The organism is Allobosea sp., assembly GCF_051860145.1.
Classification (GTDB): Bacteria; Pseudomonadota; Alphaproteobacteria; order Rhizobiales; family Beijerinckiaceae; genus Allobosea.
Window position 1 is genome coordinate 1 of the sequence record NZ_JBHYEM010000009.1, and the last position, 22127, is coordinate 22127.

At 67.0% G+C, this 22127-nt stretch carries 27 protein-coding genes; 20 read left to right on the forward strand and 7 right to left on the reverse strand.

Annotated elements, in window-relative coordinates; genetic code table 11:
* Positions 1 to 147: 147 nt before the first annotated feature.
* A complete protein-coding gene (locus ACTIF2_RS15880; RefSeq protein ID WP_439498061.1) occupies positions 148 to 1329 on the reverse strand; it encodes a DNA recombination protein RmuC in 1182 nt (393 codons plus the stop codon).
* Positions 1330 to 1445: 116 nt separating this feature from the next.
* Between ACTIF2_RS15880 and ACTIF2_RS15885 the strand changes: the two genes are divergently transcribed.
* From ACTIF2_RS15885 to truA, 3 genes are read left to right on the forward strand one after another with little or no spacing between them, the layout of a single operon-like run.
* A complete protein-coding gene (locus ACTIF2_RS15885; protein ID WP_439498062.1) occupies positions 1446 to 1964 on the forward strand; it encodes a peptide deformylase in 519 nt (172 codons plus the stop codon).
* Between the two features lie 35 nt (positions 1965 to 1999).
* Positions 2000 to 2929 (forward strand): methionyl-tRNA formyltransferase, encoded by a 930-nt coding sequence (fmt, locus tag ACTIF2_RS15890; protein WP_439498063.1) that lies wholly within the window; start codon positions 2000 to 2002, stop codon positions 2927 to 2929.
* Positions 2929 to 3666: a tRNA pseudouridine(38-40) synthase TruA gene (gene truA, locus ACTIF2_RS15895; RefSeq protein ID WP_439498064.1), complete on the forward strand. Its 738-nt coding sequence runs from the start codon at positions 2929 to 2931 to the stop codon at positions 3664 to 3666. The genes fmt and truA overlap by 1 nt, the downstream gene beginning before the upstream one ends.
* 132 nt (positions 3667 to 3798) lie before the next feature.
* On the opposite strand, the gene ACTIF2_RS15900 is transcribed toward truA, so the two are convergent.
* The 3 genes from ACTIF2_RS15900 to ACTIF2_RS15910 form a co-directional block, all read right to left on the reverse strand.
* Positions 3799 to 4386 carry a hypothetical protein gene (locus tag ACTIF2_RS15900; RefSeq protein ID WP_439498065.1) on the reverse strand — a complete coding sequence of 196 codons (588 nt, stop codon included), beginning with the start codon at positions 4384 to 4386 and terminating at the stop codon, positions 3799 to 3801.
* A gap of 69 nt (positions 4387 to 4455) precedes the next feature.
* Positions 4456 to 5661 carry a succinyl-diaminopimelate desuccinylase gene (dapE, locus tag ACTIF2_RS15905; protein WP_439498066.1) on the reverse strand — a complete coding sequence of 402 codons (1206 nt, stop codon included), beginning with the start codon at positions 5659 to 5661 and terminating at the stop codon, positions 4456 to 4458.
* Positions 5658 to 6089 (reverse strand): DUF805 domain-containing protein, encoded by a 432-nt coding sequence (locus tag ACTIF2_RS15910; protein WP_439498067.1) that lies wholly within the window; start codon positions 6087 to 6089, stop codon positions 5658 to 5660. Before ACTIF2_RS15910 ends, dapE begins: the two co-directional genes overlap by 4 nt.
* A gap of 184 nt (positions 6090 to 6273) precedes the next feature.
* Here ACTIF2_RS15910 and ACTIF2_RS15915 point away from each other — a divergent pair, with 184 nt between their 5' ends.
* From ACTIF2_RS15915 to ACTIF2_RS15960, 10 genes are all read left to right on the forward strand, one after another.
* Positions 6274 to 6888: a ribonuclease D gene (locus ACTIF2_RS15915; protein WP_439498068.1), complete on the forward strand. Its 615-nt coding sequence runs from the start codon at positions 6274 to 6276 to the stop codon at positions 6886 to 6888.
* A gap of 123 nt (positions 6889 to 7011) precedes the next feature.
* Positions 7012 to 7803, forward strand: coding sequence for an LPS export ABC transporter periplasmic protein LptC (locus ACTIF2_RS15920; RefSeq protein ID WP_439498069.1), 792 nt, complete (start codon positions 7012 to 7014; stop codon positions 7801 to 7803).
* A 1-nt stretch (position 7804) separates the two neighbouring features.
* The gene (locus tag ACTIF2_RS15925; RefSeq protein ID WP_439498070.1) at positions 7805 to 8578 is read left to right on the forward strand and encodes an LptA/OstA family protein; all 774 of its coding nucleotides are present in this window, start codon (positions 7805 to 7807) and stop codon (positions 8576 to 8578) included.
* A 110-nt stretch (positions 8579 to 8688) separates the two neighbouring features.
* On the forward strand, positions 8689 to 9537 hold the full coding sequence (gene lptB, locus ACTIF2_RS15930) for an LPS export ABC transporter ATP-binding protein (protein ID WP_439498071.1): 849 nt from the start codon (positions 8689 to 8691) through the stop codon (positions 9535 to 9537).
* A gap of 164 nt (positions 9538 to 9701) precedes the next feature.
* Positions 9702 to 11231, forward strand: coding sequence for an RNA polymerase factor sigma-54 (rpoN, locus tag ACTIF2_RS15935; RefSeq protein ID WP_439498072.1), 1530 nt, complete (start codon positions 9702 to 9704; stop codon positions 11229 to 11231).
* Between the two features lie 155 nt (positions 11232 to 11386).
* A complete protein-coding gene (hpf, locus tag ACTIF2_RS15940; protein ID WP_439498073.1) occupies positions 11387 to 11974 on the forward strand; it encodes a ribosome hibernation-promoting factor, HPF/YfiA family in 588 nt (195 codons plus the stop codon).
* A gap of 87 nt (positions 11975 to 12061) precedes the next feature.
* On the forward strand, positions 12062 to 12523 hold the full coding sequence (ptsN, locus tag ACTIF2_RS15945; protein WP_439498074.1) for a PTS IIA-like nitrogen regulatory protein PtsN: 462 nt from the start codon (positions 12062 to 12064) through the stop codon (positions 12521 to 12523).
* A gap of 116 nt (positions 12524 to 12639) precedes the next feature.
* Positions 12640 to 14268 carry a fumarate hydratase gene (locus ACTIF2_RS15950; RefSeq protein ID WP_439498075.1) on the forward strand — a complete coding sequence of 543 codons (1629 nt, stop codon included), beginning with the start codon at positions 12640 to 12642 and terminating at the stop codon, positions 14266 to 14268.
* Positions 14265 to 14606 carry a hypothetical protein gene (locus ACTIF2_RS15955; protein WP_439498076.1) on the forward strand — a complete coding sequence of 114 codons (342 nt, stop codon included), beginning with the start codon at positions 14265 to 14267 and terminating at the stop codon, positions 14604 to 14606. The genes ACTIF2_RS15950 and ACTIF2_RS15955 overlap by 4 nt, the downstream gene beginning before the upstream one ends.
* A 34-nt stretch (positions 14607 to 14640) precedes the next feature.
* Entirely contained in the window at positions 14641 to 15297 is a 657-nt protein-coding gene (locus tag ACTIF2_RS15960; RefSeq protein WP_439498077.1) for an MBL fold metallo-hydrolase, read from the forward strand.
* A gap of 256 nt (positions 15298 to 15553) precedes the next feature.
* Here ACTIF2_RS15960 and ACTIF2_RS15965 read toward each other — a convergent pair whose 3' ends face one another.
* The 3 genes from ACTIF2_RS15965 to efp form a co-directional block, all read right to left on the reverse strand.
* On the reverse strand, positions 15554 to 16033 hold the full coding sequence (locus ACTIF2_RS15965; protein WP_439498078.1) for a GNAT family N-acetyltransferase: 480 nt from the start codon (positions 16031 to 16033) through the stop codon (positions 15554 to 15556).
* Positions 16030 to 16545, reverse strand: coding sequence for a DUF1993 domain-containing protein (locus ACTIF2_RS15970; RefSeq protein ID WP_439498079.1), 516 nt, complete (start codon positions 16543 to 16545; stop codon positions 16030 to 16032). The genes ACTIF2_RS15965 and ACTIF2_RS15970 overlap by 4 nt, the downstream gene beginning before the upstream one ends.
* A gap of 93 nt (positions 16546 to 16638) precedes the next feature.
* Positions 16639 to 17247, reverse strand: a complete 609-nt coding sequence (gene efp / locus ACTIF2_RS15975) for an elongation factor P (protein WP_439498080.1) — start codon at positions 17245 to 17247, stop codon at positions 16639 to 16641.
* Positions 17248 to 17346: 99 nt separating this feature from the next.
* Between efp and ACTIF2_RS15980 the strand changes: the two genes are divergently transcribed.
* The 7 genes from ACTIF2_RS15980 to ACTIF2_RS16010 all read left to right on the forward strand — a co-directional run bounded on the left by ACTIF2_RS15980 (position 17347) and on the right by ACTIF2_RS16010 (position 22125).
* Positions 17347 to 17622, forward strand: a complete 276-nt coding sequence (locus ACTIF2_RS15980) for a BrnT family toxin (RefSeq protein ID WP_439498081.1) — start codon at positions 17347 to 17349, stop codon at positions 17620 to 17622.
* Positions 17582 to 17893 (forward strand): BrnA antitoxin family protein, encoded by a 312-nt coding sequence (locus ACTIF2_RS15985; RefSeq protein ID WP_439498082.1) that lies wholly within the window; start codon positions 17582 to 17584, stop codon positions 17891 to 17893. Before ACTIF2_RS15980 ends, ACTIF2_RS15985 begins: the two co-directional genes overlap by 41 nt.
* A 10-nt stretch (positions 17894 to 17903) precedes the next feature.
* A complete protein-coding gene (epmA, locus tag ACTIF2_RS15990; protein ID WP_439498083.1) occupies positions 17904 to 18968 on the forward strand; it encodes an EF-P lysine aminoacylase EpmA in 1065 nt (354 codons plus the stop codon).
* On the forward strand, positions 18965 to 20017 hold the full coding sequence (locus ACTIF2_RS15995; RefSeq protein WP_439498084.1) for a lysine-2,3-aminomutase-like protein: 1053 nt from the start codon (positions 18965 to 18967) through the stop codon (positions 20015 to 20017). The genes epmA and ACTIF2_RS15995 overlap by 4 nt, the downstream gene beginning before the upstream one ends.
* 31 nt (positions 20018 to 20048) lie before the next feature.
* Positions 20049 to 20702, forward strand: a complete 654-nt coding sequence (locus tag ACTIF2_RS16000; protein WP_439498085.1) for a DsbA family oxidoreductase — start codon at positions 20049 to 20051, stop codon at positions 20700 to 20702.
* 112 nt (positions 20703 to 20814) lie between these two features.
* Positions 20815 to 21522 (forward strand): hypothetical protein, encoded by a 708-nt coding sequence (locus ACTIF2_RS16005; RefSeq protein WP_439498086.1) that lies wholly within the window; start codon positions 20815 to 20817, stop codon positions 21520 to 21522.
* Positions 21523 to 21540: 18 nt separating this feature from the next.
* Entirely contained in the window at positions 21541 to 22125 is a 585-nt protein-coding gene (locus ACTIF2_RS16010) for a histidine phosphatase family protein (RefSeq protein ID WP_439498087.1), read from the forward strand.
* Positions 22126 to 22127 lie beyond the last annotated feature (2 nt).

The window sequence follows — 22127 nt, forward strand, 5'->3', positions numbered from 1 at the left end:
TCTCAGGACGAGAAGGCGCTGGTTGGAGCCGCATCCGGCCCGAGATGCTCGGGTCGAGCCCGAGCATGACGCGCGTGGGGAGGCGCGATCCCTTCTCTCCTTGGGGGAAGGCGCCGCGGTTCCGGCTCGCCGCGCCTTCGGCCGTGCCTACTCCGCCGCCTTCAGCGGCAGCCCCTTCGCAAAGGGCAGGGCAGGCTCGCTCTTGGCGTCGTCGAACTCGAGCGCGCCGATCTTCTCGCCCCGGCTGGTGACCTTGCCGGCCGAGGTGCGGATGCCGGCGACGTCCTCCTGCGCCTGGCGGAAATGCTGGTCGAGCTTTTCGGCCCGCTCGCCGAGCCGGCGGACATCGGCGAGCAGCTTGCCGACCTCGCTCTGGATCACCTGCGCCTCCTCGCGCATGCGCGCGTCGCGGATCAGCGACTGCATGAGCTGGATTGCCAGCGCCAGCAGCGAGGGCGAGACGACCATGACGCGGGCGCGATGCGCCTTCTGGATGACGTCGTCGAAATGCTCGTGCAGATCGGCATAGATCGATTCCGACGGCACGAAGAGCAGCGCCATGTCCTGAGTCTCGCCGGGCAGGAAATAGCGCTCGGAGATGTCCTTGACATGTTGGCCGACATCGCCGCGCACGCGGGCGCTGGCGACCTTCTTGGCCTCCTCGCCACGCGCCTCGCGCAACATGGTGAAGCTCTCCAGCGGGAACTTGGCGTCGATCACCAGCCCGCGCCCGTCGCCCGGCAGGGTCACCATGCAGTCCGGCCGGTTGCGGTTGGAGAGCGTGGGCTGGAAGGTGAAGAACGCGCTGGGCAGCCCATCGCGGATGATCGCTTCCATGCGCCCCTGGCCATAGGCGCCGCGCGCCTGCTTGTTGGAGAGCACGTCCTTCAGCGTCACCACCTCGCTGGTCAGGTCGGTCAGGTTCTTCTGGGCGGCGTCGATGACGGCGAGCCGCTCCTGCAGCTTGCCGAGGCTCTCCGTGGTCTGCTTGACGTTCTGTTCGAGCCCGCTGCCGACCTGCTGGCGCAATCCGTCCATCCGGTCGGCGACGAGGCGAGCGAGGTCGCCCTGCCGCGTCGAGAGGATCTCGGCCATGCTCTGCATCCGGCCGGTCAGCTCCGACTGCAGCCGGTTCATCTCGGCGACCTTGTCGTCCATCTCGCGGGCGCGCTCGGCGCTCATCGCGGCGTCGATCTCGCGCCGCCGCGAGCCGCGCCAGAGCGAGATGGCGACGAGCGCGAGCAGCAGAAGGCTGCTGCCGGCGAAGGCGAGCGCCGCCTCGCTCCAGGTGACGGGACGCTCGAGCAGGATGAAGGCGATCTCGTTCATCGCCGCAGATTAGCCGATTCGAGCCGACATTGCGAACGAAAGCGGAACAGTTTGACCGGCCGTGCACAAGTGCTTATGTCGCCCGCTCATCGCGAAATTCATGTCCGAGCCCCTCAATGGCCATCCGCCCTCTCGTTATCCTGCCCGATTCCGTCCTGCGTCAGGTCTCCGACCCAGTCCAGGCGATCACGCCCGAAATCAAGACCCTCGCAGCCGAGATGCTGGAGACCATGTACGACGCGCCCGGCATCGGTCTTGCGGCCATCCAGGTCGGCGTGCCGAAACGTATCGTCACGATCGACCTTGCCAAGCAGGACGAGGAGAAGCAGCCCATGGTCTTCGTCAATCCGGAGGTCACCTGGTCTTCGGACGAGACGAGCATCCACGAGGAAGGCTGTCTCTCGATTCCGGAATATTACGAGGAGGTCGAGCGGCCAGCGCGCGTGAAGGTCCGCTATCTCGATCTCGACGGCAAGCAGCAGGAGGTCGAGGCCGAGGGCCTGCTCGCCACCTGCCTGCAGCATGAGATCGACCATCTCAACGGCGTCCTCTTCATCGACTACCTGTCGCGGCTGAAGCGCGAGCGCGTCACCAAGCGCTTCGCCAAGGCCGCCCGCCGCGAGAGCGCGGCCTGAATGAAGCGCATCGGCAGCGGAGCAGCGTCCGTCCTATGAGCTTGCGCGTCATCTTCATGGGCACGCCGGATTTCGCCGTGCCGACCCTGACCGAGATCGTCGGGCAGGGCCACGAGGTCGTGAGCTGCTATACGCGGGCCCCGGCCCAGGCCGGTCGCGGTCTTGAGCTGAAGCCGTCGCCGGTCCAGCGCGCGGCCGAGCGCTTCGGCATTCCGGTCTTCACGCCGAAGACGCTGAAGAGCGACGAGGAAGCCGGGATCATCGCCTCGCAGGAGGCCGATGTCGCCGTCGTCGTCGCCTATGGCATGATCCTGCCGCAGGCGATCCTCGACCTGCCGGATCTCGGCTGCCTCAATCTGCATGCCTCCCTGCTGCCGCGCTGGCGCGGCGCGGCGCCGATCCAGCGCGCGATCATGGCCGGCGACGCGGAAAGCGGCGTCTGCGTCATGAAGATGGAGGCCGGACTCGATACCGGCCCGGTCGGCATGGTCGAGAAGCTCGGCATCGGTCCCGATCTGACGGCGGGGGAGCTGCATGACCGGCTCGCCACGCTCGGCGCCGACCTGATGGTGCGCGCGCTCGCGGCGCTCGGCCGCGGCGCCCTGCAATTCACGCCGCAGCCGGAGGAGGGCACGACCTACGCCGCCAAGATCGCCAATGCCGAGGCGCAATTGCGCTGGGCCCGTCCGGCGCGGCAGGTGCACGATCTGGTGCGCGGGCTCTCGCCCTTTCCCGGCGCTTTCGCCGAGGTCGATCTCGGCAAGGGGCCCGAGCGTCTCAAGGTCCTGCGCACGGCGCTCGCCGGCGGCGCGGCCGAGCCCGGTACCTTGCTCGACGAGGATGGCACCGTTGCCTGCGCCGAAGGCGCGGTGAAGCTCTTGCAGGTCCAGCGCGCCGGGCGCGGGCCGATGAGCGGCGCCGAGTTCCTGCGCGGGGCGCGGCTGCAGCCCGGCCATCGGTTCTGATGCCGCGCTACAAGCTCGTCATCGAATATGACGGCACGCCGTTCTCGGGCTGGCAGCGCCAGCTCAACGGGCCGTCCGTGCAGCAGAGCGTCGAGGAGGCGGTCGAGGCCTTCTGCGGCCACGCCGTCAGGCTGCATTGCGCCGGCCGCACCGATGCGGGCGTCCACGCGACGCATCAGGTCGCCCATGTCGATCTCGGCAAGGACTGGCGCAGCGATGTCGTGCGCGACGCCAGCAACGCGCGCCTGAAGCATCTGCCGGTCGCGGTGCTGAGCGCCGAGCAGGTAGCAGAGACCTTCGACGCCCGGATCTCGGCGAGGCGACGCTATTACATCTATCGCATCCTCGACCGGCGGGCCCAGCCGGCGCTCGATGTCAACCGCGTCTGGCATGTGCCGGTGAAGCTCGACCACGAGGCCATGGACCGCGCCGCCAAGGCGCTGGTCGGCCATCACGACTTCACCACCTTCCGCGCCGCCGAGTGCCAGGCCAACGGCCCGGTCCGCACGCTCGACCGGCTCGATGTCAGCCGCGAGGGCGCCGAGATCGTGGTCTACGCCCATGCCCGCTCCTTCCTGCACCATCAGGTCCGCTCGATGGTCGGCTGCCTGAAGATGGTCGGGGCGGGACGTTGGCCGGAAAACAAGGTCGGCAAGGTGCTGGCGGCGCGCGACCGCTCGCAATGCGCCGCGCTCGCCCCGTCTTCCGGGCTTTATCTCGCCGGGGTGGATTATTAGAGCAGGATGCGAAAAAGTGGGAACCGGTTTTTCGCATCGATCCTGCTCTAACTTAATAGTGAGAGACGGATTCAGACTTCAGTTGGAACCGCAAAGCGATTCCAACTGAAGTCATCCGGCTCTAAGGCAGGCTCAGAAGCCGGCCAGCCCGAACAGACGGATCACGGAATAATCGGCGATCACGCTGGCGAGCAGGATGAGCGGCGCGATCCCGTTATCCGCGCCAAAGGCCGCCCGCGCCACGCAATAGCGCAGCCTGAGCACGATCGAGGCGAAAGCCAGCGCCTGCAGGGTCGCGACGCCCGGATTGGACCAGCCGATCGCGAAGACCGTGGCCGGGACCGCCATCAGGCTGGCCGAGACGATGCCGGCCCAGTTCCAGGCGATGACGAAGCTGGTCAGGCGCGGCGACTGCGTCAGATTCGGGACAAGCCCGATCAGCATGAGCGGCACGGCGATCACGGCCAGGCATTCCGCGCCGATCACGCTGGCGACGAGCCATGGTGAATCGAACAGGCTTCCGGCGTTGGACAGTCCCGCGATCTGCCGCTCCGCCGCCAGGATCGCGACCATCGCGGGCAGCAGCAGCACGAAGGCGGCGAAGGAACGCCAGAACCCGTCGCGGCTGAGATCGAGCTCTTTCAGCGCCTCGGCGCCCCGTGTCATCAGGTGCCAGGAACCGCGCAGCGAACGCACGACATCATCGGCGGCAAGCGCCATGGCCGGATACTCCGACGCCCCCTATTAGACTTTCGTCTAACGGGATTAAGAGCGCATTGTTCCGGCTCGTCAAGGCTTTTGTTGCGGCGCAGCAAAATACGATGCCAGCAGCCGGTGCGTGACCCGCTCCAGCGTCAGCAGGTCGTCGACCGCAACGCATTCGTCGACCTGATGCATCGTCTGTCCGACGACGCCGTATTCGACGACGGGGCAATGGCTCTTGATGAAGCGCGCATCCGAGGTGCCGCCCGTCGTCGACAGGGCAGGGCGCTTGCCGGTCTCGGCAGCGACCGCCTCAGTGACCATCGCCACGAAGGGGCCGGGCTCGGTCAGGAAGGCGACGGCATTGGTCGGCCGGATGTCGAGCGCGTAGCGCACGCTGTTGCCGGCGGCCTCGCGCAGCCTCCGGTCGATCTCGGCCGCCAGCGTTTCGGGCGTCCAGAGATCGTTGAAGCGGATGTTGAACACGGCCCTGGCCTCACCCGGGATGACGTTGGTCGCGGGATTGCCGACATCCAGCGTCGTCACCTCGAGATTGCTAGGGTCGAAATATTGGGTGCCGGCATCGAGCGGCGTGGCGTCGAGCGCGGCGAGCAGGCGCACCATGCCGCGGATCGGGTTATCGGCCAGATGCGGGTAGCCGACATGCCCCTGCTTGCCCTCGACCGTCAAAACCCCGGTCAGCGAACCGCGCCGGCCGATCTTGACCATGTCGCTCATCGTTGCCGGATTGGTCGGCTCGCCGAGCAGGCAATGGTCGAAGCGTTCGCCGCGCGACCGCGCCCAGTCGAGCAGCTTGACGGTGCCGTTGACCGCCGGCCCTTCCTCGTCTCCGGTGACCAGGAAGGCGATCGAGCCCGGAGCGTCCGGGCTCTCGCGCCGGAAGCGCAAGGCGGCCGAGATCATCGCGGCGAGCCCGCCCTTCATGTCGCAGGCGCCGCGGCCATGCAGGACGCCGTCTTCGACCAGGCCGCTGAACGGATCGCGCGACCAGCGCGCCGCGTCGCCGGGCGGGACGACGTCGGTATGGCCTGCGATCACGAAGACCGGGCCTTCGCTGCCGATCCGGGCATAAAGGTTCTCGATATCCGGCATGCCGAGCTCGCTGAAGACCGGGCGCTGGACCGTGTAGCCCTCCGCGCTCAGGACTGCGTCGAGCAGGGCAAGTGCGCCGCCCTCCGCCGGCGTCACTGAGGGGCAGCGCACCAGCGCCTGGGTCAGGGCGACGGGATCGAGCGGGTCGAAGGCGAGGGGAGTGGTCGGAAGCTGGTTCATCCCGCCCGTTTAGCACCGGCCTCCAGCTCCGCAACCGGCCTGGATGCATCGCCGGCCGGCAACAGCCCGAGATCGATCAGCGCGATCAGCCAGAGCAGGAGGGCGAGGCTGTCCAAGGCTCGCACCATGGATGCGTCGGCGAGCCGCGCGCCCAGCCCGAGCAGCACGATCGCGGCCACCAGCAACGTGCCGTAGAGCCGTGGCCGCCCGCGGTCGGAGCCACGCTTGGCGGCGAGCGCAGACCAGGGAAAGAGCGCGAAGGCGCCGGCGAAGGCGATGACCTGTTCCGAATAGGCGCCGGCATGGCGCGTCGCCATCGCTTCCGTCAGGAGGAGGGTGAGCGCGACCAGCAGGTTTCCGAACCAGAAGGCCGTGCGCCCTATGCGGCCGTCGAAGGCGGTGAGGAGGTGCAGGAGCGGCAAGGGCATGATTCCCGTTCCATCTCGTTCTCTCATGCCGGGCAGCGTGGCCGAAGCTTATGGTGAAGAAAGGGTTAACCAGCGCGGCCTAATGCCGCCCGCGGGCACAGAAAAGGCTTGAACCGGAACCCGCCGCCCGCTAGCTGCGGCGAGGGCCCTGTCCCGCGTTTTCTGGCCCAGTGAGGTTCTCGCCATGACCATCCGTCTGCATCGCGGCGATCTGCCGGACGATTTCCAGGCCGGCCCGGTCATTGCGATCGACACCGAGACGCTCGGTCTCAATCCCCATCGCGACCGGCTCTGCGTCGTCCAGCTCTCGCGCGGCGACGGCTCGGCCGATGTCGTCCAGATTCTGCGCGACGGTCCGGCGCCGGCCAATCTGATCCGCCTCCTCACCGATCCGGCCGTGCTGAAACTGTTCCATTTCGCCCGTTTCGACGTCGCCGTGCTGCGGCATGCCTTCGGCATCGTCACCGGGCCGGTCTATTGCACCAAGATCGCCTCCAAGCTGGTGCGCACCTATACCGACCGGCACGGGCTCAAGGATCTGGTCAGGGAGCTGCTCGGCGTCGAGCTCTCCAAGCAGCAGCAATCGTCCGACTGGGGCGCGGACACGCTGTCCGAGGCCCAGCTCACTTATGCCGCCTCCGACGTCCTGCACCTGCACGCGCTGCGCGAGAGGCTCGATGCGATGCTGGCGCGCGAGGGCCGCGTCCATCTCGCCCGGGCCTGCTTCGATTTCCTGCCCTTCCGCGCCGAGCTCGATCTTGCCGGCTGGGCGGAGAACGACATTTTCGCGCATGCTTGACAAATTCTAAGTCTTCTTGCGTCAGTCTCCCGCAAGCGGATGGCATAGGGGCTTCAGGCCGCCCGCTGGCTGACACGAAAAAGCCGTTAGCGACTGCCATTGCGCGGGGCCATGACTGTGGCGATGACATCGGGCGACTGGGTCGCCCCCGAATCGAAACGTGCGATCCGTCGTCGCGCAGCGTTCAAGGCTGCGCAGCGGCACACCTTTGTCGTGCGCTTCCTGCGGCGCGCCATTCCGGTCGGCGCGGCCGTCGCGGTCATCGGCCTGATCGTGACGCCGTTCCTGCACCCGCTCTCCGGCGTGAGCGGCGTGTCGATCAGCTCGGTCGGGATTTCCGGCGGCAAGGTCAAGATGGAAGCGCCCCGCCTCACCGGCTATCGCAAGGACAACCGTCCCTACGAAGTCACGGCGGAGGCGGCGCTGCAGGATATCCGCAAGCCGACGGAGATCGAGCTGTCGACCATGACGGCACGTATCCTGATGGAGCGGGAGGGCTGGGTCACGGTCAATTCCCGCACCGGCCTGTTCGACTCGCAAAACGAGAAGCTGCGGCTCGTCGACGACATCAAGATCCGCACCGAAACCGGCTATGACATGCGCATGCGCACGGCCGATATCAATTTCAAGGCCGGCACCGTCGTGTCGCGCGATCCTGTCACCGTCAATCTCGGCTCGACCACGGTCGCGGCGGATACTCTTGACGTGAAGGACAATGGCGCCCTTATCGTCTTCGACGGCCGTGTCAGGGTCGTGATCGAGAATGCGCCGGCGCGCGCGCTTGCCGGTCCGGAGCGCGAGGGCAGCACGCCGGCCCCCGAGCTGCTTGGCCCGGTCGGAACGACGGGCCGGGAACCGGGGAAGGCCGAAGGCGGTTCTCCGGGCGATGCCCCCGCAACTGGAACGAGACAGTGACATGCTGCCCGCCATCGAGACTGCTTCCGTGAACGCTGCCCTGGCGATGGCTCGACAGCCCGCATGGCTGCTCGCGGCGGCGCTCGTTCTGATGCCCTTCGCCGAAGCCACGGCGCAGACGGCCAAGCCGCGCGCAGGCGCCGTCCAGGTCGCGCAGGCGAACCAGCCCGCGAATGGCAAGGCCAAGCCGGCACGGGGCGGAGGCGCCAGTTCGTCCCTCGGCGGTCTGGGCGGCGACAGCAAGGAGCCGATCAAGATCGACGCCGACAAGCTCGACGTGCTCGACAAGGAGAACCGGGCGGTCTTCACCGGCAATGTGGTCGCGGTCCAGGGCGAGACGACGGTGCGCTGCTCGGTCATGACGGTGTTCTACGAAGGCCGTGGCGGCGGCGGGGCGGCCGGAGCCGCGCGGCCCGCGACCCCTCCTCCGGCGCCGGCCGCCGGCGGTGCGCAGTCCAATGACAGCAGCATCAGGCGCATCGAGTGCAAGGGCCCGGTCACGGTGGTGTCGAAGACACAAGCCGCGACCTCCGACAATGCCGTCTTCGACAGGGCCAACAACAAGGTCACGATGACCGGCAACGTCGCGCTGAACGACGGCCCGAACATCACCCGCGGCGACAGGCTGGTCTATGACACGCAGACCGGCATCGCCAATGTCGAAGGCGGCCGCGTCCAGGGCTTCTTCGTTCCCAATTCCGGCGAGGCCGGCAAGACCAACCCGCCCAAGCCCGGCGCGGCTCCGGCCCGCCCGGCGCCGCCGCGCACCAATTAGCCGTAGGCCAGGCTGCGCCCCGGCCATCTCCCATCAAGCGAGCATCACTCTCAGTGACAGCCCATTCCATGCCGCAATCCGACAGTTCGATCCTTCCCCAGGGGGCCGCAATGCGCGCAGGCGGCCGTCGGCCCGAGGGCGTGTTCGGGCGACTGCGCGATCTCTTCGGCAGGAAGGCGCCTGAAGCGGCGGACGAGGCTGCCCCGTCCTCTTTCTCCGCCGCCGCCATTGGCGGGCCGGGCATTCTCGCCGTCAGCGGCCTGCGCAAGAGCTATGGCGGGCGAAACGTCGTCAGCGAGGCCAGCCTGTTCGTCCGCCAGGGCGAGGCGGTCGGGCTGCTCGGCCCCAACGGCGCCGGCAAGACCACGATCTTCTACATGATCACCGGGCTGGTCGCGGCTGATCTCGGCGTGATCTCGCTCGAAGGCCACGACATCACCAGCCTGCCGATGTACCAGCGTGCCCGGCTCGGCATCGGCTACCTGCCGCAGGAGGCCTCGATCTTCCGCGGCCTGAGCGTCGAGGACAATATCCGCGCCGTGCTCGAGGTCGTGGAGCCGAACCGCAAGAGCCGTGAGCGCCAGCTCGACACCTTGCTCGAGGAATTCAACATCGCGCGCCTGCGCAAGGCGCCCTCGATCGCGCTTTCGGGCGGCGAACGGCGGCGCTGCGAAATCGCGCGGGCTTTGGCCGGCCGTCCCTCCTTCATCCTGCTCGACGAGCCCTTCGCCGGCATCGACCCGATCGCCGTCGGTGACATCCAGGCGCTGGTCCGGCAGCTGACCGATCGCGGCATCGGCGTGCTGATCACGGACCATAACGTGCGCGAGACGCTGGGCCTGGTCGACCGCGCCTATATCATCCATACCGGCCGGGTCCTGACCGAGGGTTCGCCGGCCGACATCATCGCCAATCCCGATGTGCGCCGGGTCTATCTCGGCGAGGATTTCAGGCTCTGACGCCTGTCGCGCGGCACGCGATGCTGTCGGCGCGGCATAATGCTGCACTGCATTAACTTCGCTGCCGAAAGCCCCTCCGGGGGCTTTGACGCGCTCGACTCGCAAGGCTAGGCTCTCTCGCAAAGCAAGAAGCGTGCCGAAACGAGAGTGAGGTCGATCGCGCAATGGCGATGATGCCGCGCATGGAGCTGCGCCAGGGTCAGTCCCTGGTGATGACGCCGCAATTGCTGCAGGCGATCAAGCTCCTGCAATTGTCGCATCTCGAGCTGCAGAGCTTCGTCGAGGGCGAGCTCGAGCGCAACCCGCTGCTGGAGCGCAACGACGCCCCCGAGGGCCCGCTCCAGGCGAATGGCGGGGACGGGCCGCTGGCGGCCGATGCCGAGAGTTTTGCCCGCGCCGAGAGCCTGAACACCCAGGACGGCATGGAAAACCGGCTCGGCACCGGGCTCGACAATGTCTTCCAGGGCGAGCAGCCGACCGTCGCCCGGCTCGACACGCGCGGCGCCGACAGCCTGCCGATCATTGGCGGCGCCTATGGCGGGTCGGGCGGGTCTTTCGAGGACGGGCCGGAGGGTTTCGAGACCAGCCTGACGGCGGAAGCGTCGCTGCGCGATCATCTCGGTGCCCAGCTCGACCTCGCCGTGACCGACCCGGCCGACAGGCTGATCGGCAGCCATCTGATCGATGCGGTCGACGATTCGGGCTATCTCTGCGAGCCCGTCGCCGAGATCGCGGAGCGGCTCGGGGTGCCCGTCGCCAGGGTCGAGCAGGTTCTCGGAATCGTCCAGGGTTTCGATCCCTCGGGTGTCGCGGCGCGCGATGTTCGCGAGTGCCTGTCGATCCAGCTGCGCGACCGCGACCGCTTCGACCCGGCGATGCAGGCGCTGGTCGCGAACCTCCATCTCGTCGCCAAGCGCGATTTCGCCGCGCTCAAGCGCATCTGCGGCGTCGATGACGAGGACATCGCCGACATGGTCGCCGAGATCCGCCGGCTCGATCCCAAGCCGGGGCGGGTCTTCGGCGGCGCGGCGGCCGAGACCGTGGTGCCGGATGTCTTCATCCGGCCCGCGCCCGACGGATCCTGGCTGGTCGATCTCAATCCGGACACGCTGCCGCGCGTCCTGATCAACCAGACCTATCATGCCCGCGTCTCGAAGGCGGCGCGCAACGACGAGGACAAGGCCTTCATCGCCGAATGCCTGCAGACGGCGAACTGGCTGACCCGCAGCCTCGAGCAGCGCGCCCGCACGATCCTGAAGGTCGCCAGCGAAATCGTGCGCCAGCAGGACGGATTCTTCGCCCATGGCGTCGAGCATTTGCGGCCGCTCAACCTGAAGACCGTCGCCGACGCCATCGGCATGCACGAATCGACCGTGTCGCGGGTGACCTCGAACAAGTACCTGATCTGCTCGCGCGGCGTCTTCGAGATGAAATATTTCTTCTCGGCCGCGATCGCCGCGACCGGCTATGGCGAGGCGCATTCGGCCGAGGCCGTGCGCTTCCGGATCAAGCAGATGATCGACGACGAGGCGCCGAGCGAGGTGCTGTCCGACGACGCGATTGTGTCCAGGCTGAAGGATGGCGGCATCGACATCGCCCGCCGCACCGTGGCGAAATACCGCGAGTCGCTACGCATTCCCTCCTCGATGGAGCGGCGGCGCGAGAAGGTCGCGATGGCGGCGGGCGGGCGCTGAGCGAGGCCGGCCGGCAGACCTGGCGGGCGCCGGATTCGGTGCCGCAGAAGAACCGGCCAGCATCCCTCTGCGCACATTGACAACGCCGCACCCCCGTCCTTACCTCCCTAGGATGGTCGAACACGGACCATGGCGACAAGAAGGGGAAGCACTCCATGAGCTTGCGAATCTCCGGCAGGAATCTCGATGTCGGCGAAGCCCTCCGGGGCCAGGCCGAGGAAAGGGTCGCCGCCGCTCTCGGCAAGTATTACGAGGGCGGGTTTCAGGGGCATGTCACCGTCGGCAAGGATGGCTCGGCCTTCAAGACCGACGGCGTGCTGCACCTCTCCTCTGGAATAACGCTCGAGGCCTCGGGCACCGCGCATGACGCCTATGCCAGCCTCGACAAGATGGCGGAACGCATCGAGAAGCGGCTTCGTCGCTACAAGCGAAGGTTGAAGGATCGCTCCGCTGCGACCAATGGTCGTGAACCCGTGATGGAAATCCCCAGCTATGTGATCGCGGCTCCGGCTGAGGAGATCGAGGAGATCGACCTCGGTTCCACCGGCGATAACCCGGTTATCGTGGCGGAATCGACCAAATCCTTCCATGTCATGACGGTTGGCGATGCCGTGGCCGAGCTTGATCTGACCGGCGCGCCCGTTGTCATCTTCCGCCATGCTGGCAATGGTCGGATGAACGTCGTATACCGCCGGCGCGATGGCAATATCGGTTGGATCGACCCGCCCGCCACGCTGTCTTGAGCCCCCGGGAAGGCGTACCCCCGGTTATCACTCCTGACCCGTAGCGCTGGATGGTAAATCCGGCACGGGACATGCATGGACTGGCCCATGACGCTCACCGATCTTCTGGCGCCTGCGGCGGTGATTTCCCCGCTCCGCGCAAACGGCAAGAAACAGGCGCTGCAGGAACTCGCGCAGCACGCCGCCTTGCTGACCGGCCTGCCCGAGCGCGAGCTGTTCGAGGCGCTGCTCCAGCGCGAGCGGCTCGGCTCGACCGGCATCGGCGATGGCATCGCCATCCCGCATGGGCGCATGCCGGGCATCGACCGTCTCGTCGGGCTTTTCGCCCGCGCCGAGCGACCGATCGATTTCGAGGCGCTGGATGGTCAGCCGGTCGACATCATCTTCGTCCTGATCGCGCCCGAGGGCGCGGGCGCTGATCATCTCAAGGCGCTGGCCCGGGTTGCCCGCGTCTTGCGCAACCAGGCCGTGCTGGAACAGGTCCGCCACGCCTATGATCCCGCCGCGATCTACGCGATTCTGGCCGAAACCGCCGCGAAGGCAGCCTGACTGGAACTGTTCGAGGCTGGGCTTGGACTGAGGCGCGCGAGCCGCTATGACCCCGGACCATGACCGGCGTCACGCGTAGCGCGAGGCGTCCATCCTGCTTCGGAGCCACGCCCCTCATGGCCTATACCCATGTCGATCTCTTCCCGCTCGGCGAGGACAAGACACCCTATCGCAAGCTCGGCAGCGAGGGCGTCACCGTCGAGAAGCTCGGCGATCGCGAGATCCTGAGCGTATCGCGCGAGGCGATTCGCCGGTTGAGCGAGCAGGCCTTCATCGACATCAACCATTTGCTGCGGCCCGGCCATCTCGCCCAGCTCGCGAAGATCCTCGACGACCCCGAGGCGACCTCGAACGACAAGTTCGTCGCCTATGACTTGCTGAAGAACGCCAATATCGCTGCCGGCGGCGTGCTGCCGATGTGCCAGGATACCGGCACGGCGATCATCATGGGCAAGCGCGGCCGCAAGGTCTGGACCGACGGCGACGACGAGGCGGCGCTCGGCGAGGGCGTGGCCGATGCCTATTTCAAGCGCAACCTGCGCTATTCGCAGGTCGCGCCGCTGTCCATGTTCGAGGAGAAGAACACCGCGACCAACTTGCCGGCGCAGATCGACATCTATGCCGAGGGTCAAGGTCCGAACGACTCCGCCTACAAATTCCTCTTCGTGGCCAAGGGCGGCGGCTCCGCCAACAAGACCTTCCTGTTCCAGGCGACGCCGTCGCTCCTGACCAGGGACCGCATGATGGCGTTCCTGAAGGAGAAGATCCTGACGCTCGGCACGGCCGCCTGCCCGCCCTATCACCTCGCGATCGTGATCGGCGGTACTTCGGCCGAGCAGAACCTCAAGACGGTCAAGCTCGCCTCGACCAAATATCTCGACGCGCTGCCGACCGAGGGCTCGGCCAGCGGCCATGCCTTCCGCGATCTGGAGATGGAGGAGGAGGTCCACAAGCTGACGCAGGCGCTCGGCGTCGGCGCGCAGTTCGGCGGCAAGTATTTCTGCCATGACGTGCGCGTCATCCGCCTGCCGCGCCACGGCGCCTCGCTGCCGATCGGGCTCGGCGTCTCCTGCTCGGCCGACCGCCAGGCCAAGGGCAAGATCACGAAGGACGGCATCTTCCTCGAGGCCCTCGAGACCGATCCGTCGAAATACCTGCCCGAGATCGACGAGGCCAAGCTCGGCGGCGACGTCGTCAAGGTCGACCTCGACCGGCCGATGAGCGAGATTCTCGCCACACTGAGCAGGTACCCGGTCAAGACCCGGCTCTCGCTGACCGGGACGATCATCGTCGCGCGCGACTCCGCCCATGCGAAGATCCGCGAGCGTCTGGAGAACGGCCAGGGCATGCCGGATTACCTGAAGAACCACCCGGTCTATTATGCCGGCCCGGCCAAGACGCCGGATGGCATGGCGTCGGGCTCCTTCGGGCCGACCACGGCCGGCCGGATGGATTCCTTCGTCGACCAGTTCCAGTCCTTCGGCGGCTCGATGGTGATGCTCGCCAAGGGCAACCGCTCGTCGGCCGTCCGCGAGGCCTGCGCCCGCCATGGCGGCTTCTATCTCGGCTCGATCGGCGGCCCGGCTGCGCGCCTTGCCCAGGACTGCATCCGCAAGGTCGAGGTGCTGGAATATCCGGAGCTCGGCATGGAGGCCGTCTGGCGCATCGAGGTCGAGGATTTTCCCGCCTTCATCGTCATCGACGACAAGGGCAACGACTTCTTCAAGGAGCTGAATCTCGGATGATGCGTCTTGCTGCCGGCCTGGCTCTGTTGCTCGCCGCCCTCCCGGCCGAGCCCGCCCTCGCGCAAGCGCGCGCCGGCGCACCCGCGACATGCGAGCGCGACCTTTTCCAGAACGAAGGCGGCATGCGCCGCGAACTGACGCGGCTGCAGGCATCCGGCACCGCCGACCAGGCCACGCAATGCCGCGTCTGGCGCGAGCATGTCAGCTTCCTGCAGCGGGCGCGCTCCGTCTTCGCCACCTGCCAGACCGGGCGGCAGCGCGAGCAGAATGTCGGCCAGATGGATCAGTCGCTCGCCGAATACCGCGTGCTGCTCGCCGATCGCTGCAAGGGGCGCTGAGGCAGCCCGTTCAATCCCGAAAGGCAAGGATGCCATGGCCGAACAATCCGCCGCGCCCCTGAACGTCGCCGTCGTGCCGGTGACGCCCTTCCAGCAGAACTGCTCGATCGTCTGGTGCACGCTGACCAAGGAAGCGGCGATCGTCGATCCGGGCGGCGATGTCGAGCGCATCCAGGCGGCGTTGAAGGAGCTCGGCGTCAAGCCGGTCGCGATCTGGCTGACCCATGGCCATATCGATCATGCCGGCGGCGCCACCGATCTCGCGGAAGCACTCGCGTTGCCGATCGTCGGGCCGCATGAGGCGGACAAGATGCTGCTCGACGCGTTGCCGGAACAGGGGCTTCGTTTCGAGATGCGCGGCGTCAAGGCGGTCACGCCGGAGCGCTGGCTGACCGAGGGCGAGACGGTGCAGATCGGGCAGGCGACCTTTTCCGTGCAGCATGTTCCTGGCCATACGCCCGGCCATGTCACCTTCTTCAACAAGGAGGCGATGTTCCTGCTGGCGGGCGACACGGTCTTTGCAGGCTCCGTCGGGCGTACGGATTTCCCCTATGGCGATCACGACACGCTGATCGCCGGCATCAAGGGCAAGCTGCTGCCGCTCGGCGATGACGTGCAGTTCCTGCCGGGCCACGGGCCCGCGAGCACGCTCGGCGAGGAGCGGCGCAGCAACCAGTTCCTGCAGGATTGAGACAGTCGTCATTCTCGGGCGAAGCGAAGCGCAGACCCGAGAATCTCTGGACGCGTGAAACTCTGGCAAGAGATGCTCGGGGCAAGCCCGAGCATGACGCTGTGCGGGGTCCAGACAAGCCAACGGCCATGTCCAGAACGGGCGCGCGTACATCCGGCGTCACACGTTCGGCTCATGGCCGTCTTCACCGGAGATGGAGGACAGTGGAACGCCCTCGACATCGCCGTGAGGCTGAAATGGGAACGACATCCGTCGATTACAAGGGCGCCTGCGAACCGCCCGGCCGCCATTCGAAGAGAATGTCGGGCTCGCCCTCTTCGTTGCGCTCGCCGTCGTTCAGATCGACGATCCGGAAGCCATGCGCCTCGTAGAAGGCGCGGGCGCGCGCATTGCGCTGGAAGGTGAAGAGGCGCAGCCGCTCCGGACTGCGCTCCTTCGCCTTGTCTAGCAAAAGCGAGCCGATGCCTCGCCGATAGTGACCCGGCCTGAGATAGAGCTGGTCGAGCTCATCGCCATCGAGCGCCAGGAAGCCGACGATCTGGCCATCCAGCCGAGCCGTCCAGATTTCGCCGCGACCCAGCCGGTCATGGATGATCCAGTCGCGTACCGCCGCGTCGCTATGGACGCGGCGCAGGAAGGGCAGGGCATCGGTGCGGGTGGCCAGATAGAGTTCGGCGATCGCGGCGCCGTCGTCAGGCGCCGCGCGTGCGATGCTGAGGCCGCCCTGCGCCGTCACGCCTCGAAGACGTCGCCGAGAAAGTCGCGCTTGCCGATATCGAAGCCGTTCTCGCGCAGGATCGCGTAGGCGGTCGTGGCGTGGAAATAGAAATTCGGCACGGCGAAGCGGGTGAGATAGACCTCGCCCTTCATGACGGCCTGACCCTGGCCGCGCGGAAAGGTGACGTCCTTGCCGACGCCACTGTCGAGGGCCGCCTGATCGACGCTGCGGACGAAGGCGAGCGTCTTGGCGATCCGCTCCTTCAGCTCCTCGAAGGTCTTCTCTTCATCGGGGAATTTCGGGTTCTCGCCGCCGCTGACGCGCGCCGCCGCGTTCTTGACGAAGTCGCAGGCGAGCTGGATCTGGCGCGTGAAGGGCAGCATGTCCGGGGCGAGGCGGCTCGAGAGCAGCACCTCCGGCTGGATCTTGCGGGTTTCGGCCTGCGCCAGCGCCTTGTCGATGACGGCGCTGAGCGCGGTCAAGGTCTGGATGAACCCGGGGAAAGCTGCGGCGTAAGCGGAGAGCGGCATGGCGGAAGCATCCTGCAGATGACAACGGGCCCGGATGGGCCCGCTATGCATCGGTATAGAGCATCGCCTGCCATTATGGGCGGCGAATAGAGATCAATCTTTCGCGCGCTCGACATAGGAGCCGTCGGCGGTCATCACGACGATGCGGGTGCCCGGTCCGATATGTGGCGGCACCGCGGTGCGCACGCCATTCACCAGGATGGCGGGCTTGTAGGACGACGAGGCCGTCTGGCCCTTCGTCACCGGCTCCGTCTCGGCGACTTCGACGGTGACGCGCTGCGGCAGCTCGATCGCCACGGCCTTGTCGTCGAAGACGGAGAGCGAGACCTTCATGCCTTCCTGGAGATAGGGCGACATCGTGCCGACGACGTCGCCATCGACATTGATCTGGTCGAAGGTCTCCGGATTCATGAAAACGTACTGCTCGCCGTCCTGGTAGAGATAGGTGAAGTCGCGATCCTCGACATAGGCGCGCTCGACCTGCTCGGTCGTCTTGTAGCGCTGCGTCATCTTCACGCCGTCGGAGATGCGGCGCATGTCGATCTGCGTCGTCGGCGTGCCCTTGCCGGGGAAGAAGCTCTCCGCCGACAGCACCGAGCAGAGATGCCCGTCGAGCTCGAGAACGTTGCCCTTGCGGACGGAGCTGGCGATGACCTTGACCACGTGAAAATGTCCCTGGATAGCGCCCCGCAGGGCTCTCATTCGTTGCGCGCAACTACCGCATCGCGCGGCGAAACGGAAGCACGCTGTCCGAAATCACGTCGCGATTCATTGACATTGCGGCGGTGTAGCTACAATTAAATGGTGGAGATCACCTACGATCCGGTGAAGAGCGAGCGCAATGCGCGGGAGCGCGGGCTGCCGTTCGATCGTGTTTATGATTTTGATTTCGATCGGGCGGTGATCAAGGAGGACAAGCGTTTCGCCTATCCGGAACGGCGCTTCATCGCGACGGGATTCGTCGAGGGTCGGCTGCACGTGCTCTGCTATACGCCCACCGCGGGCGGCATTCGCGTAATCAGCTTTCGGAAGGCCAATGACAGGGAGATCAGGAAACATGAGCAGGAAGTCTCGTGAACCTCTGACCGATGCCGAAGGCGAAGTGCGGGAGCTCACGGCCGAAGACTTTGCCGAGATGCGGCCTGCCTCGGAGTTTCTGCCGGCGGAGTTTCTCGCAGCGATGCGCCGGCATCGCGCGGCGCGCGGCGCGCAAAAGGCGCCGACCAAAAAGCTCGTCAGCATCAGGCTCGATCAGGATGTGCTGGAGCGTGCCAAGGCCGGCGGCGCCGGCTGGCAGACCCGCATCAACGACATCTTGCGCGAAGCTCTGTTCAAGAAGACGGGCTGACACGACCATCATGAGCGACATTTCCCCGCCCTTCTGGCGGCCGGACATTCACGCCGATCGTCGGCCGGCCTTGCTGGCGCGCGGACGCATCAGGGCGGCGCTGCGGCGCTGGTTCGAGGCGCGCGATTTTGTCGAGGTCGAGGCCGCGATCCTGCAGGTCTCTCCGGGGAACGAGACGCATCTGCACGGCTTTGCCACGGCCCTGATCGACGATGCCGGTGCGGCGCACCCCTACTATCTGCACACCTCGCCGGAATTCGCCGCCAAGAAGCTGCTCGCGGCCGGCGAGCGCCGCATCTTCGATTTCGCCCGCGTCTTCCGCAACCGCGAGCGCACGGCGCTGCATCATCCCGAATTCACGATGCTGGAATGGTATCGGGCCGGCGAGGATTACCAGGCGCTGATGGCCGACTGCGCCGCTCTGCTCGCCGAGGCGGCTGGCGCTTCCGGGGCGGCCCGGCTGGAATGGCGCGGCATCGCGGTCGATCCCTTCGCCGAGCCTGAGCGGCTGACCCTGCATGACGCCTTTGCCCGCCATGCCGGCATCGATCTGCTTGCGACGGTCGCAGTGGATGGAGCGACGGATCGCCCGGCCTTTGCCGCTGCTGCACGCGCGGCAGGCGTCCGGCTGGCCGAGGATGACGGCTGGTCGGACATCTTCAGCCGAATCCTGTCCGAGCGGATCGAGCCGCATCTCGGCCGCGGCCGCGCCACTATCCTGTGCGACTATCCGATCTCGGAAGCGGCCTTGGCCCGGCCGAAGCCCGGCGATCCGCGCGTGGCCGAACGCTTCGAGCTTTATGCTTGCGGTGTCGAGCTCGCCAATGCCTTCGGTGAATTGACCGATCCGGTCGAGCAGCGCCGGCGCTTCGAGGCGGACATGGACGAGAAGCAGCGCATCTATGGCGAACGCTATCCGCTCGACGAGGATTTCCTCGCGGCCTTGGCCGCGATGCCTCCGGCATCGGGTATCGCGCTCGGCTTCGACAGGCTGGTGATGCTCTGCACCGGCGCGCGCCGGATCGAGGACGTGCTCTGGACGCCGGTCGCGGAACCGGGCAGGACACCGGCATGACGGCCCATACCCCTCTTCGCAGCATCGACGCGCTCGTCGCTCGCGGCCTCGTCGCGCCCGATCGGCGCGAGGCGCTGGAGGCGGTCGCGGCCCGCTACGCCGTCTCGCTCACGCCGGCGCTGGCCGCGCTGATCGACCCGGCCGACGCCGCCGACCCGATCGCGCGGCAGTTCATTCCCGATGCGGCCGAACTCGTGACGCTGCCGCAGGAACTGGTCGACCCGATCGGCGACGATGCGCATTCGCCGGTCGAAGGCGTGGTCCATCGCTATCCCGACCGCGCCTTGCTCAAGCTCGTCCATGCCTGCCCGGTCTATTGCCGCTTCTGCTTCCGCCGCGAGATGGTCGGGCCGGGCGGTGCGTCGCTCTCGGGCGAAAAGCTCGATGCGGCGCTCGCCTATCTCGCCTCCCGTCCCGAAATCTGGGAGGTGATCATGACCGGGGGCGATCCCTTGATCCTCTCGGCCCGCCGGGTCCGTGAGGTCGCGAAGCGGCTGGCCGCCATCCCGCATATCAAGGTCGCGCGCTGGCATACCCGCGTGCCCGTAGTCGATCCCGAGCGCATCACTGCGGACTATGCCCGCGCTTTGCGCGTGCCCGGCAAGGCGAGCTACATCGCCATCCACGCCAACCACCCGCGTGAGTTCACGCCTGCGGCGCGCGCTGCGATCGCACGCCTCGCCGATGCCGGCCATGTCCTGCTCAGCCAGAGCGTGCTGCTCCGGGGCGTCAACGCCGATGTCGCGACGCTCGCGGCCCTGATGCGCGCCTTCGTCGAGAACCGGGTGAAGCCCTATTACCTGCATCACCCCGATCTGGCGCCCGGCACCTCGCATTTCCGGTTGTCGCTGGCGGAGGGGCAGGCGCTCGTCAAAAGCCTGCGCGGCCACCTTTCGGGCCTGTGCCAGCCGACCTATATCCTCGACATCCCCGGAGGCGCCGGCAAGGTGCCGGTCGGCCCCGGTTTCCTGTCGGGCTGCGAGACGCCGGGCACTGAGGGCGCGGTCGAGGATCGTTTCGGCGAGCGCCATCCCTATCCGCCGGGTTGAAAGGCCTGCGGATCATCGCCAAGGAGCGATCATGCAAGAGAAACTGCCCATCGCGATCGTGTCGGACATCGTCTGCCCCTGGTGCTTCATCGGCAAGGCGAGGCTGGAGACGGCCCTGGCCGACCATGGCCTGACGGACAAGGTCGCGATCACCTGGCTGCCCTATGAGCTCAATCCGGAGATGCCGGCCGAGGGGATGGACCGCACCACCTATCTCAACACCAAGTTCGGGCCGGGCAAGCGCAAGGAGATCGAGACGAGGCTATCCGAGGCGGCGCTCGAAAGCGGCGTCACCTTCAACTGGCCGAAGGTCACCAGGAGCGTCAACACGCGCATGGCCCATATGCTGGTCGCGGCCGCCGCCACCGTGCAGCGCGGCACCGAGATGAAGGCGGCGCTGTTCAAGGCCTATTTCCAGGACGGGCGCGATATCGGCGATCTCGAGACGCTGGTCGCGATCGCGACCGAGCTCGGCTTCGAGGAGACCGCCGTGCGTGACGAGCTCGCCAATGACGAGCTCCGCGAGACCATCATCGGGCTCGAGGCGCATGCGCAGAAGGTCGGCGTCACCGGCGTGCCCTTCTTCATTGTCGACGGCAAGCTCGCGGTTTCCGGCGCGCAGACGCCCGATGTCTGGGCCCAGGTCTTCGCGCAACTGGCGCAGACCGGCACGGACGCGCGTTGACGGTTCCGCCCTCGTTTCCCTCGCCGCCATGCTGGGCTAGAACGGCTCGTCGGCTTTCGGGGGGATGATGCGAGCTGATTCGACGAGACGCGCTGTTTCCGTTGTCGATGGCGTGCTGACGATTGAGGGCGTGCCGGGGCGCTTCCGGCAAAGCCCGGCGCGGCCGCTGACGCTCGAAGTGACGGAGCTTTCCTCGATTGCCGGTTTCGGCAGCCGCCAGGGTGGGGTCAGCTCGCTCGCACGGATTCAGGGTCGGGCCCGCATCGTGGAGGCCCAGCTCGGCCGCGCCGGCTTCGACGAGCGGACCGACGAGTTCGCGCTTTCGATCGTGGCCCTGCCGGCGGATGCCGAGAACCGCATGCTGCTCAGGCTTGGTTTCACCGAGGCGGATGAGCAGCGCGAGGAGCCGGCCGCCTTTTTCGGCGAGATCGTGGTTCCGGCCGCCGTCTATGCCGAGCTGCGGAGCGACTTGCGCAATGGTGAAGCGGAGCGGCTTTCGGTCGGCGCGGCGACCAGCCTGTGGCTCGCCGAGGCCGATCACGAGGCGCGCCCCGGCTTTCCGGTGTCGTGGCATCTCGGCATCGATGCCGAGGGCCAGGCCACGACCGAGGCCAAGGGCCTGGTCCAGAGCCTGACCTGGACGACGCGGCCGACAAAGGATGCGCAGCCCGCCATTTTTCATGCCGCCGAGCATCCTTCGGATGAGGAGGACGAGCCGGTCGAGGAACGCAAGCTGCGGCAATTGAGGGGGATCAGCCGCTGGCTGATGAACCTGGTGATTGTGCTGATCGCGATCATGTTCGTCATCGCCTTCAAATAGCGACTGCAAGGTTAGCTCATGGCGACGGTCCGCTATTTGAGCCACCCGCAAGTCGCGATCGATCCGGCCGTGCCGGTGCCCGACTGGGGCCTCTCGGCTGTTGGGCTGGCGCGCGCGCAAGCCTTCGCCGCTGCGCCAATCCTGAGCGGAACACGCCGCATCGTCTCCTCGGCCGAGCGCAAGGCGGTCGAGACGGCGCAATGCGTGGCAGACGCGCTTCGACTGACCGTCGAGATTCGCGAGGCCATGCACGAGAACGACCGCAGCGCGACCGGCTACTTGCCGCCACCCGAGTTCGAGACGATGGCGGACGCCTTCTTCGCGCGGCCGCTGGAGAGCGTGCGCGGCTGGGAGCGGGCCGTCGATGCGCAGGCGCGAATCCTGCGCGAGACCGAGGCGGTGCTGGCAGTGCCCGGCGACGGTGACATCCTGCTCGTCGGCCATGGCGGCGTCGGCACTTTGCTGTTATGTGCGCTGTCGCGTCATGCGATCATGCGTCTGCGCGATCAGCCACCGGGCGGTGGCAATCTTTTTGCGTTCGACGCCACGAGCCGAATCGTGCACCACGGCTGGCGCTCGATCGAGGAGGTCATCGGATCATGAAC

Bases quoted from the DNA above. Each gene is read 5' to 3' on its own strand.
- ACTIF2_RS15980 (WP_439498081.1), top strand. From the start codon at position 17,347: ATGGTGGAGATCACCTACGATCCGGTGAAGAGCGAGCGCAATGCGCGG.
- ACTIF2_RS15885 (WP_439498062.1), top strand. From the start codon at position 1,446: ATGGCCATCCGCCCTCTCGTTATCCTGCCCGATTCCGTCCTGCGTCAG.
- ACTIF2_RS15915 (WP_439498068.1), top strand. From the start codon at position 6,274: ATGACCATCCGTCTGCATCGCGGCGATCTGCCGGACGATTTCCAGGCC.
- rpoN (WP_439498072.1), top strand. From the start codon at position 9,702: ATGGCGATGATGCCGCGCATGGAGCTGCGCCAGGGTCAGTCCCTGGTG.
- ACTIF2_RS15995 (WP_439498084.1), top strand. From the start codon at position 18,965: ATGACGGCCCATACCCCTCTTCGCAGCATCGACGCGCTCGTCGCTCGC.
- ACTIF2_RS15970 (WP_439498079.1), bottom strand. From the start codon at position 16,545: ATGCCGCTCTCCGCTTACGCCGCAGCTTTCCCCGGGTTCATCCAGACC.
- efp (WP_439498080.1), bottom strand. From the start codon at position 17,247: ATGAGAGCCCTGCGGGGCGCTATCCAGGGACATTTTCACGTGGTCAAG.
- ACTIF2_RS16000 (WP_439498085.1), top strand. From the start codon at position 20,049: ATGCAAGAGAAACTGCCCATCGCGATCGTGTCGGACATCGTCTGCCCC.
- hpf (WP_439498073.1), top strand. From the start codon at position 11,387: ATGAGCTTGCGAATCTCCGGCAGGAATCTCGATGTCGGCGAAGCCCTC.
- lptB (WP_439498071.1), top strand. From the start codon at position 8,689: ATGCGCGCAGGCGGCCGTCGGCCCGAGGGCGTGTTCGGGCGACTGCGC.
- ACTIF2_RS15955 (WP_439498076.1), top strand. From the start codon at position 14,265: ATGATGCGTCTTGCTGCCGGCCTGGCTCTGTTGCTCGCCGCCCTCCCG.
- ACTIF2_RS15950 (WP_439498075.1), top strand. From the start codon at position 12,640: ATGGCCTATACCCATGTCGATCTCTTCCCGCTCGGCGAGGACAAGACA.
- dapE (WP_439498066.1), bottom strand. From the start codon at position 5,661: ATGAACCAGCTTCCGACCACTCCCCTCGCCTTCGACCCGCTCGATCCC.
- ACTIF2_RS15985 (WP_439498082.1), top strand. From the start codon at position 17,582: ATGACAGGGAGATCAGGAAACATGAGCAGGAAGTCTCGTGAACCTCTG.
- truA (WP_439498064.1), top strand. From the start codon at position 2,929: ATGCCGCGCTACAAGCTCGTCATCGAATATGACGGCACGCCGTTCTCG.
- ACTIF2_RS15960 (WP_439498077.1), top strand. From the start codon at position 14,641: ATGGCCGAACAATCCGCCGCGCCCCTGAACGTCGCCGTCGTGCCGGTG.
- ACTIF2_RS15880 (WP_439498061.1), bottom strand. From the start codon at position 1,329: ATGAACGAGATCGCCTTCATCCTGCTCGAGCGTCCCGTCACCTGGAGC.
- ACTIF2_RS15900 (WP_439498065.1), bottom strand. From the start codon at position 4,386: ATGGCGCTTGCCGCCGATGATGTCGTGCGTTCGCTGCGCGGTTCCTGG.
- ACTIF2_RS15910 (WP_439498067.1), bottom strand. From the start codon at position 6,089: ATGCCCTTGCCGCTCCTGCACCTCCTCACCGCCTTCGACGGCCGCATA.
- ptsN (WP_439498074.1), top strand. From the start codon at position 12,062: ATGACGCTCACCGATCTTCTGGCGCCTGCGGCGGTGATTTCCCCGCTC.
- ACTIF2_RS16010 (WP_439498087.1), top strand. From the start codon at position 21,541: ATGGCGACGGTCCGCTATTTGAGCCACCCGCAAGTCGCGATCGATCCG.
- ACTIF2_RS15925 (WP_439498070.1), top strand. From the start codon at position 7,805: ATGCTGCCCGCCATCGAGACTGCTTCCGTGAACGCTGCCCTGGCGATG.
- fmt (WP_439498063.1), top strand. From the start codon at position 2,000: ATGAGCTTGCGCGTCATCTTCATGGGCACGCCGGATTTCGCCGTGCCG.
- ACTIF2_RS15920 (WP_439498069.1), top strand. From the start codon at position 7,012: ATGACATCGGGCGACTGGGTCGCCCCCGAATCGAAACGTGCGATCCGT.
- epmA (WP_439498083.1), top strand. From the start codon at position 17,904: ATGAGCGACATTTCCCCGCCCTTCTGGCGGCCGGACATTCACGCCGAT.